The sequence below is a fragment of the Thalassospira profundimaris genome (assembly GCF_003326755.1).
Classification (GTDB): Bacteria; Pseudomonadota; Alphaproteobacteria; order Rhodospirillales; family Thalassospiraceae; genus Thalassospira; species Thalassospira profundimaris_B.
On record NZ_JPWH01000030.1, the window covers coordinates 42,948 to 52,039 of the forward strand.

The following is a 9,092-nucleotide window of genomic DNA, read 5'->3' on the forward strand; positions in this document are numbered from 1 at the left end:
CGTGTTTGTCTGATAAACAGATCTATACAACATGCCAGAATCAATATATCGTCAATATTGATTCTATAAATCAACATATATTGGTCATGAAGAATCAGCATATCGATAGGTCCCGTTTTATCAGTGCCGCGCAGGCTGCCGATCAGTTGGGGGTGTCGCGGGCAACGCTATATGCCTATGTCAGCCGCGGGCTTTTGCGTGCACACCCCGTAGAGGGCGACAGCCGCCGCCATTGTTATGCCCGCGATGACGTGGCTGAACTGGCGGGCAAACGCAGACGCGGGCGCAAACCGGTTGATATTGCCAAATCCACCCTGGATTGGGGGATGCCGGTTCTCGAATCGGGAATCACGCTGATCCGGGACGGGCAGCTTTATTATCGTGGCAAAAGCGCGGTTGACCTTGCCGACCAGGCCAGCCTGGAGGAGGTGGCAAGTCTGCTGTGGGACTTGCCATGCTTTGACGGTGCCGATATTTCAGCAACGGTTCTGCCTGACGGGTGGGCGCAATTAAAAACGCATTATGGAAAAATTCCGGTGATCGAGGCGCTGTTGCCCCTGTTTGCCATTGCATCGGAGGATGGCGAAACCGGGATCTGGCAGCGCGACGAAACGCGCCTTGCCGCCGGTGCCGCCCGGTTGCTGGGCGCATTATTTGCCTGTGTGACCGGGCAGGGTGGGGATCGGCATCCGTTACATATGCAATTGGCGCGGGCCTGGGGCCTGGATGCCATCGGGGCCGATCTGGTACGCCGCGCACTTGTGCTGTGTGCGGATCATGAATTGAATGCCTCGAGCTTTACCGCCCGCTGTGTCGCCTCGACCGAGGCCAGTCTGCGCATGGCGATTATGGGCGGGCTGGCGGCCCTGAGCGGTGGTTTGCATGGTGGCATGACCGAACGGATTGAAACGGCCTGGCAGGCCCTTGAGCCACGGCAGATAGCGCAACAATTGCGCCGCCAACTGGCCGCGGGGATGGAATTTCCCGGTTTCGGGCATCCGCTTTATCCGGCGGGGGATGTGCGGGCAAAGGCCCTGCTCGATTTGATTGAACCGGAATTTCATATGGCCGGTGACATTGCCGAAACCATGACAGAGCTGACAGGGAAGGCCCCCGGCATTGATTTTGCCCTGGTGGCGATGCGGCGGTATTTGACCCTGCCCGAAGGTGCTGCATTTTGTGTGTTTGCCCTGGGAAGGGCGGTGGGCTGGATCGCCCATGCCCTGGAGCAACGCCGCCAGGGACAGTTGATCCGGCCCCGTGCCGTTTATGTAGGGCCAGAACCCCAATAGGCGAACAGGCTGGCGCGGATGTGGTTTGCGGCGCGGGTGTGTTTTCTAGTTCCAACCTGTCGTTGCGGAAGTGGCGCACTGCCGGGCGTCGGCTTTGGCGTGGTGCACTGCAATATGTGGTGATACTTATATTATATAGTATGTCGCGCCGGGATGATTTCGCTTTGGGTGGAAATTTCGCTGGCGCTATGCACGGTTTCGCGCAGGCGGCGAATATCGCGAATGGGCGGTGCGCCAAACATGCGGGTATATTCCCGGCTGAACTGCGATGCGCTTTCATAACCGACATGGAATGCGGCACTGCCGGCATCAACGCGGTCATTCAACATCAGTTGCCGTGCTTCAAGCAGGCGGATCTGTTTTAGATATTGCAGCGGGCTGATACCCGTGACCGATTTGAAATGCTGGCGAAAGGTCGAGCCGCTCATATTGGCGCGGGTGGCAAGGTTGGCAGCGGTTATGTCCTGGGTAAAGTTTTCACGCAGCCAGGACAGAATGCGCGTGATGCGCTGTATTGGTGATTCCTGGGCCAGATGATGGCGCAGGCAGGCACCCAACGGGCCGTGCAACAGGCGAATGGTGATTTCGCGCTGGATCACCGGCAAAAGGTGCGTCGCTAGTTCCGGCGTTTCATGCAGTTCAAGCAGGCGGATAACGGCATCGTTAATGCCGCTATCAAGGGTGATGACATTCACGCAGGAAAGTTCGTCACCCGGTGCAGGTTTGGGAGCCGGAATTTCGATAGCCAGTTCGCCCATCAGGCGGATGTCAAGATCGATCCATAAACCCAGATAGGGCTGATCGGGCGTGGCATGGGTGACGGAGGTAATAACCGGCAGGTCGGCGGGCGGCAGCATGACCTGGCCGGGCTGCATTGGATAAACCGTATTGCCGATCATGATATCCTTGCGGCCCGATGCCGTGATGCCCAGGCCGAAAAAATACATGCAGGGCATGGGCCGAGACGGGTCCGAGCTGCGATAAAGCCGCATATGCGATTGCAGGATGGGATATTCCCCGTCCTTTTGGGCAATCTTTGCAATGGCTTTTGCCAGCTTTTGGGCATCCTCGGACATGATGTTTTCCTTTGCGCCTGATAGGGTAATCGCTGCTTTGTGCCTGCCATCATAGATAAAGGATATTGCCTGCGAACCATAGCATGGATGAGGGTGTTTTTTGTGCTCTCGGCGTTTTGGGCAAAACTGGCATCACAACCGGCAAACAGAATTTGGCCAATGCCCTTACCTTGTTTTCATCACAACGGATCGCCGCAGGTTGCGGACAAGGATGGAGACAAACATGGCGAATATTCTGATCATCAATGCGCATAAACGTTATGAGGGCTGGTCCGAAGGGACGCTGAACCGACACCTGGCCAATGAAATTGATGCCAGCTTTGCCGGTGCCGGGCATGACGTGCGGCATTCACATATCGACGGGGGCTATGACATTGGCGAAGAGGTCGACAAGCATGTCTGGGCGGATGTGATTGTTCTGCAATGCCCGGTGAACTGGTTTGGTGCACCCTGGATTCACAAAAAATACCTTGATGAGGTGTTTAATGACGGGCTGGCGCAGAAAAAGCTGATTACCGACGATGGCCGCAGCCGCAAGGACGCGTCGCGCCAATATGGAATGGGCGGCAATATGCAGGGCAAAAAATTCATGATGTCGCTGACCTGGAATGCCCCCGAGGCCGCGTTTGGGAACCCGGACCAGGTGCTGTATCAGGGTAAAACGGCGGATGATGCCTTTTTGCATATCGCCGCCTGCTACCGGTTTTGCGGGGCGGAGATCGTACCGTCATTTTCCTGCTATGACGTGATCAAGGCACCGCAAATTGAAAATGACGTGGTGCGTCTGCGTGCACATCTGGCAGCGCATTTTGCCCTGAAAGCCAAAAATCAGACGGCATTGAGCGCCTGATCACCAAGCCGCAGGCATAAAGAGGCTACGACGACAAAAACGAAAAGCCCGTCCTGAAATCCCAGGGCGGGCTTGATGTTTATGGAACCGGCAAACGTGGGTTTATTCAGCCGCAACCGCGTCTTTCTGGCCGGTAACAAGGGCCATGTAATCTTCCATCAGGGTTTTGCAGATCTGACCCGGGGTGAAGGTGTACTGGCCGATTTCCGAAACCGGGGTGACTTCGGCGGCCGTGCCGGTCAGGAAGCATTCTTCAAAATCGGCCATTTCTTCGGGCAGGATCGTCCGTTCAATGACTTCAATACCGCGTGCCTTGGCAAGGTCGATCACGGTGCGCCGCGTAATACCGTTTAAGAAGCAATCCGGGGTCGGGGTGTGCAATTTGCCGTCTTTGGCAAAGAAAACGTTGGCCCCGGTGGCCTCGGCCACATGACCGCGGTAATCCAGCAGCATGGCATCGGCATAGCCTTTGCGTTCGGCATCATGCTTGGACATGGTGCAGATCATGTAAAGGCCGGCGGCCTTGGCATCGGTCGGTGCCGTGTTCGGTGCCGGGCGCGCCCATTTTGACAGGTCAAGGCGAATGCCTTTGAGGCGCTCTTCCGGTTTGAAATAGCTCGGCCATTGCCAGGTGGCGATGGCAACATTGATTTTGGTGGTCTGGGCGGCGACCCCCATCATTTCGCTGCCGCGCCAGGCAATGCGGCGCACATAGCCATCAACAATGTTGTTGGCCTTAAGCGTTTCAAGAACGGCAGCGTCCAGCTCGGCTGCGCTATAGGGAATGGTCATGTCGAGAATTTTGCCCGATTTGATCAGGCGTTCGCCATGTTCGGCAAGTTTGAAGACTTTCCCGTTATAAGAGCGTTCCCCTTCAAATACGGCGCTGGCATAATGCAGGGCATGGCTGAGAACATGCAGCGTGCTGTCACGCCAGGGTTTGAGTTCGCCATTAAACCAGATAAAACCGTCGCGGTTATCAAAGGTGGGAGTCGTCATTTGCCAAATTCCATTTAAAAGGGTCGCTTGAACGTAACTTTATGTCCCTAAACATGTAGCCGAAGTAACATTCATAGATTAATATGTCAATAAAACTGACATAACGGAACAGCATGGCAGATATCTCGACACGCAAGGTCAATCCGCTTTTCCTGCGCGAGGAAGAGCTTCGTCAGGGCATGGAACTGCTGTTTTATGCCTATCGTGATTTTACGGCCGAAGCCGATTTGATTTTGGAGCAATATAATTTCGGCCGCGCCCATCACCGGGTCATTCATTTCGTCAGCCGCAATCCCGGCATTAATGTGAGTGACCTTTTGGGAATCCTGCAAATTACCAAGCAATCCCTGTCACGGGTGCTGGGCCAGCTTGTGCGCGAAGGGTTTATTGAACAGAAAACCGGCGTGCAGGACCGTCGCCAGCGGTTGTTGACCGTGACGGAAAAGGGCGAGGAGCTGGAACGCAAACTGTCGGAAAACCAGCGGGTGCTGATTGCCAATGCCTATCGCGAGGCCGGTGCGGAAGCGGTTGAAGGTTTTCGCAAGGTGTTGCTGGGTATGTTGGGGCCAAATGACCGGGCCCGGTTTGAAGACGAATTGTTGCCCAATGGCCTGCGTCGCCGTATGGGATAAGGCAGGCTCCTGTGCGGCAAAAGGTTGGGCGCGTGATCATGGATTGCGCGCAAGGGCCGGGCAGCTATAGTGCCGGATGCTTGAAAGTTTTTTGGATGGGGTGAATGGTCGATATCGGGTTGCCGCATATCCTGGTTGTTGACGATGATGACCGGCTGCGCGATTTGCTTAAACGCTATCTCGGTGAAAACGGGTTTATGGTGACAGTTGCGCGTGATGCCCTCGAGGCGCGGGCGCGCCTGGAGGCATTTACCTTTGACCTTCTGGTGATTGACGTGCTGATGCCCGGGGAAAAAGGGGTTGATCTGGCACGGTCCCTTCGCGATGGCGGTATGACGGTGCCGATCATGATGTTAACCGCCCTTTCCGAAACCGATGACCGTATTGCCGGGCTTGAAGCCGGGGCGGATGATTATCTGGCAAAACCGTTTGAACCGCGCGAACTTGTTTTGCGGATCGAGGCGATTTTGCGCCGCTATGGCACCCGTCCGGAACAGGATATGCCCGGCAAGGCCGAAACCAGTGACGTGAAGTTTGGTGATTTTTGCTTTGATATGGACCGCATGATCCTTCAGCGTGGCGAAGAGCATATTTATCTGACCACGGCAGAGCAGGACCTGCTGGCGGCCCTGGCGCGGCGCACCGGGCAAACCACCTCGCGCGAACAGCTTTTTGAGTTGACGGGCGGCACCGGCAGTGCTGATCCTGCCGCGTCACGCAGCATTGATGTGCAGGTAACACGATTGCGCCGGAAACTGGAAGATGACCCAAAACAGCCAAGATACTTGCAGACAGTACGTGGTCGGGGATATGTCCTTTATACAGATTGAACTGCTGCATTGCAGCGGGACGCATAATGGTCGATCACGTCGATAAAAGGTGACGGTTTTGGGCAACGCACTTTCCGGATGGGTCAAATCCCTGCTGCCGACAGGCCTTCTGGGCCGGTCTTTGCTGATCCTGATGACGCCGATGCTGCTGTTGCAGATCGTGACCGTGCTGATCTTTTTCGAGCGGCACTGGGACACGATTGCCAAGCAACTGAGTCGCGGGCTGGCGGGCGATGTGGCCTATGTGGTGGATTATATCGGCCAATATCCCGATCAAAGCCATTTTGATGCCCTGGTGGAAAATGCCCGGCGCCGGATGCAGCTTGATATTGTGTTTGAACCCGACGCCATTTTGGAAAAACAGATCACCCAGCCGCCCTATGGCCTGGTTTCTGAGGAGCTGTTTACAGCCTTGAAGGAACGCCTTGACCGTCCGTTCTATTTTGATCTGGCGATTGATGACCGTTTGCTGGAAATCCGGGTGCAGTTGCGTGACGGCGTGTTATCCGTGGTGGCCCCGCGCAAGCGGCTTTATACCTCGACGACCTATATCTTTTTCATGTGGATCGCGGGCACTGCACTGATCCTCTATGGGGTGGCGGTTTTGTTCATGCGCAACCAGGTGCGCCCCATCCGCCGTCTTGCCAAGGCGGCCGACCAGTTTGGCCGCGGCGTGAATGTGGATGATTTCAAACCCGAAGGTGCCTCCGAAGTGCGCATGGCAGCCACATCCTTTATGGCGATGCGCGACCGTATCCAGCGCCACCTTTCGCAACGAACCGCCCTTTTGGCCGGGGTGTCGCATGATTTGCGCACACCACTGACCCGGATGAAACTGGAACTGGCGATGCAGGGATCCTCGCCCGGGGTGGATGCCTTAAAGCAGGATGTTTTGGATATGGAACGCATGGTGGATGCCTACCTGGCCTTCGCCCGTGGCGAAGAGGGCGAACAGGCGGTTGAAACCGATATTGGCAAATTGCTGACGGAACTGGTGGGCGAGGCCCTGCGCGAAGGCCAGCAGATTGACCTTCATATTGAAGACAATCAAATGATGGATCTTCGCCGACAGTCGGTCCGGCGCTGTGTTGCCAATATTATTGGCAATGCCGGGCGTTATGCCTCCAACCTGTCGATCCGGGCCGGACGGCGGGGGACTGATTTCGAGATTGTCTTCGATGATGACGGGCCAGGGATTCCGCCAGAAAAACGCGAAGATGTTTTCAAGCCGTTTTACCGGCTTGAAGAATCGCGCAATCAGGCGACCGGCGGGGTTGGTCTGGGCATGACGATTGCCCGGGATTCCGCCCGTGGTCATGGTGGTGATGTGTTACTGGAAGAGTCGCCAGGCGGCGGTCTTCGTGTACGGCTGATCCTGCCGATCGGGCATCGGTAAGCGCAAACTTTTCGGTTGCGTGCTGTGGCGGCGGAACCGGCGGGCACTTTGCGGGGTTACAAAACCGGTCTTTATTGCGGCGGGGCAAAACAGGAATCATCAAGCCACTGGATCCGTTGACGGGAGTGGTCGATATGATCGGCCATGAGACGGGCGGCGTCCTCGTTCCGGCCTGCCAGAATGGCGGATGTGATGTCCTGATGGGCACTGCTGAGATGCCCCGTCTGTTGATCTTCGATCAACGCCTTTAATTGCAGTCCATAAATCAAACTGGCAATCCGGTTGAGGATGGATTGCAGCAGGCTGTTGCCGCTGGTTTTGGCAAACAGCTGATGAAATGCGTGATTATAAAAGGCGATGTCCGCCCCGTTTCCATCCTGTTCTGCCTTGTTGAGATGGTCCTGAAGCGTGAGCAGCGGGGCAGGTGCCTGTTGGAGTATCGGTGCTGCCAGACGCACGGCCAACACCTCCAGATTGGCGCGAATCATAAAATGTTCGTCAACGTCTTGCCGGGTAAGGTGGCGTACGCACACCCCGCGATGGGGCTGGGAATGCAGTAGGCCATCAACGCAAAGCTGGCGAAAGGCCTCGCGGATGGTGGGACGGCTGACAGAAAGCTTGCGGCTTAATTCCAGTTCGGTCAGGCGTTGTCCGGGAACAAGGCGCCCCTCGTGAATGGCCCGGGTCAGGGTTTGGCAAACATGTTGAACGGTCGGGATAGTGTGTGGCGCGGGCATGGGTGTTTTCCGTTTGGCAGAGCCGTGTGGACCGGGTTGGACTTGCCATGATGGCCCCCTGGCCACATATTGCAGTGCAAGATGACATGAAATGCCTGCGAGATTGTCAGACAATATTTTACACAAAATTGATATGGATCAAAGTTGGTTTCGATAAAAATACACCTTCAGCGAATGTTTTCTTGCGATATACGGTGTATTGATGTTAAATCGCCTCAACTTGGCATCCATATCGGGCCGGGAACCGTGTATTGCTTTCCCGCCACGGTCTGACTGAAAGCTACTGTCGAAACGGATTGATGCAGCACTATGGCTAGCAATTTTAACGAAGAAACCGTCACTTACGTTCATCACTGGACGGATACCCTGTTCACTTTCAAAACCACGCGGGACCCGGGTTTCCGGTTTCTCAATGGTCAGTTCGCCATGATTGGACTCGAAGTCGAGGGCAAGCCGCTTGTTCGCGCCTATTCGATGGTCAGCGCCAATTATGACGAGGAACTGGAGTTTTTCTCGATCAAGGTACCCAATGGTCCTTTGACCTCGCGGTTACAGCATATCAAGGTGGGGGATAAAATTCTGGTCGGGCGCAAGCCGACGGGAACCCTGATCCATGACAATCTGTTGCCGGGCAAAAATTTGTGGCTGCTTTCCACCGGGACAGGCCTTGCCCCGTTCATGAGCGTTATTCGCGATTACGAGACCTATGAACGCTATGAAAAGGTGATTCTGGTACATGGCTGCCGCGAAGTGCGTGAATTGGCCTATCAGGAATTCATCCATAATGAATTGCCGCATAACGAGTTCTTTGGCGAGGAAGTGCAGAAAAAGCTTCTGTATTATCCGACCGTCACCCGTGAAGAATTTACCCATCAGGGCCGCATTACCGAATTGATGGCCTCGGGCAAGATTTACGATGATCTGGGGCTGGAAAAGCCGACGCTGGAAAATGACCGTTTCATGCTGTGCGGTAATCCGCAAATGATTGCCGATACAAGGGCGATGCTGCTGGAATGGGGCGGCAAGGAAGGCAATATGAATGAACCCGGGCATTTCGTGATCGAAAAGGCCTTTGTCGAGAAATAATCTTTTTTCTTCGGCGTAAATGGCGCAAAAATAACGTGTCGGGGGCATCGTTTTGAACGATGCCCCGTTCTTTTTTGGGGTGGGTTTCGGATTAAGAATAATAATAAGTCATTGAAAATAAAGAATTTTTATAGAAAATTGTACTTTCAGGATGTTGTTTTTTCGATTATCCCTATTTGAGGATATGTGAACAT

At 54.9% G+C, this 9,092-nt stretch carries 9 protein-coding genes; 6 read left to right on the forward strand and 3 right to left on the reverse strand.

Annotation, left to right across the window (positions count from 1 at the left end):
- Positions 1-86: 86 nt before the first annotated feature.
- Entirely contained in the window at positions 87-1,292 is a 1,206-nt protein-coding gene (locus TH25_RS22070) for a citrate synthase family protein (protein ID WP_114090436.1), read from the forward strand.
- Positions 1,293-1,423: 131 nt separating this feature from the next.
- Here TH25_RS22070 and TH25_RS22075 read toward each other — a convergent pair whose 3' ends face one another.
- A complete protein-coding gene (locus tag TH25_RS22075) occupies positions 1,424-2,368 on the reverse strand; it encodes an AraC family transcriptional regulator (RefSeq protein WP_101285439.1) in 945 nt (314 codons plus the stop codon).
- 223 nt (positions 2,369-2,591) lie between these two features.
- Here TH25_RS22075 and TH25_RS22080 point away from each other — a divergent pair, with 223 nt between their 5' ends.
- A complete protein-coding gene (locus tag TH25_RS22080) occupies positions 2,592-3,218 on the forward strand; it encodes an NAD(P)H-dependent oxidoreductase (RefSeq protein WP_114090437.1) in 627 nt (208 codons plus the stop codon).
- 102 nt (positions 3,219-3,320) lie between these two features.
- Here TH25_RS22080 and TH25_RS22085 read toward each other — a convergent pair whose 3' ends face one another.
- Complete coding sequence (locus TH25_RS22085) at positions 3,321-4,217, reverse strand: branched-chain amino acid aminotransferase (protein WP_114090438.1); 897 nt, start codon at positions 4,215-4,217, stop codon at positions 3,321-3,323.
- 113 nt (positions 4,218-4,330) lie between these two features.
- On the opposite strand from TH25_RS22085, the gene TH25_RS22090 reads away from it, so the two are divergent.
- From TH25_RS22090 to TH25_RS22100, 3 genes are all read left to right on the forward strand, one after another.
- Complete coding sequence (locus TH25_RS22090) at positions 4,331-4,849, forward strand: MarR family winged helix-turn-helix transcriptional regulator (RefSeq protein WP_114090439.1); 519 nt, start codon at positions 4,331-4,333, stop codon at positions 4,847-4,849.
- A gap of 104 nt (positions 4,850-4,953) precedes the next feature.
- On the forward strand, positions 4,954-5,679 hold the full coding sequence (locus TH25_RS22095) for a response regulator (RefSeq protein WP_114090440.1): 726 nt from the start codon (positions 4,954-4,956) through the stop codon (positions 5,677-5,679).
- A 58-nt stretch (positions 5,680-5,737) separates the two neighbouring features.
- Positions 5,738-7,075 (forward strand): ATP-binding protein, encoded by a 1,338-nt coding sequence (locus TH25_RS22100; protein ID WP_258549270.1) that lies wholly within the window; start codon positions 5,738-5,740, stop codon positions 7,073-7,075.
- Between the two features lie 71 nt (positions 7,076-7,146).
- On the opposite strand, the gene TH25_RS22105 is transcribed toward TH25_RS22100, so the two are convergent.
- Positions 7,147-7,812 carry a GntR family transcriptional regulator gene (locus TH25_RS22105; protein ID WP_114090441.1) on the reverse strand — a complete coding sequence of 222 codons (666 nt, stop codon included), beginning with the start codon at positions 7,810-7,812 and terminating at the stop codon, positions 7,147-7,149.
- 309 nt (positions 7,813-8,121) lie between these two features.
- On the opposite strand from TH25_RS22105, the gene TH25_RS22110 reads away from it, so the two are divergent.
- Positions 8,122-8,898, forward strand: a complete 777-nt coding sequence (locus TH25_RS22110; protein ID WP_114090442.1) for a ferredoxin--NADP reductase — start codon at positions 8,122-8,124, stop codon at positions 8,896-8,898.
- Positions 8,899-9,092: the final 194 nt, after the last annotated feature.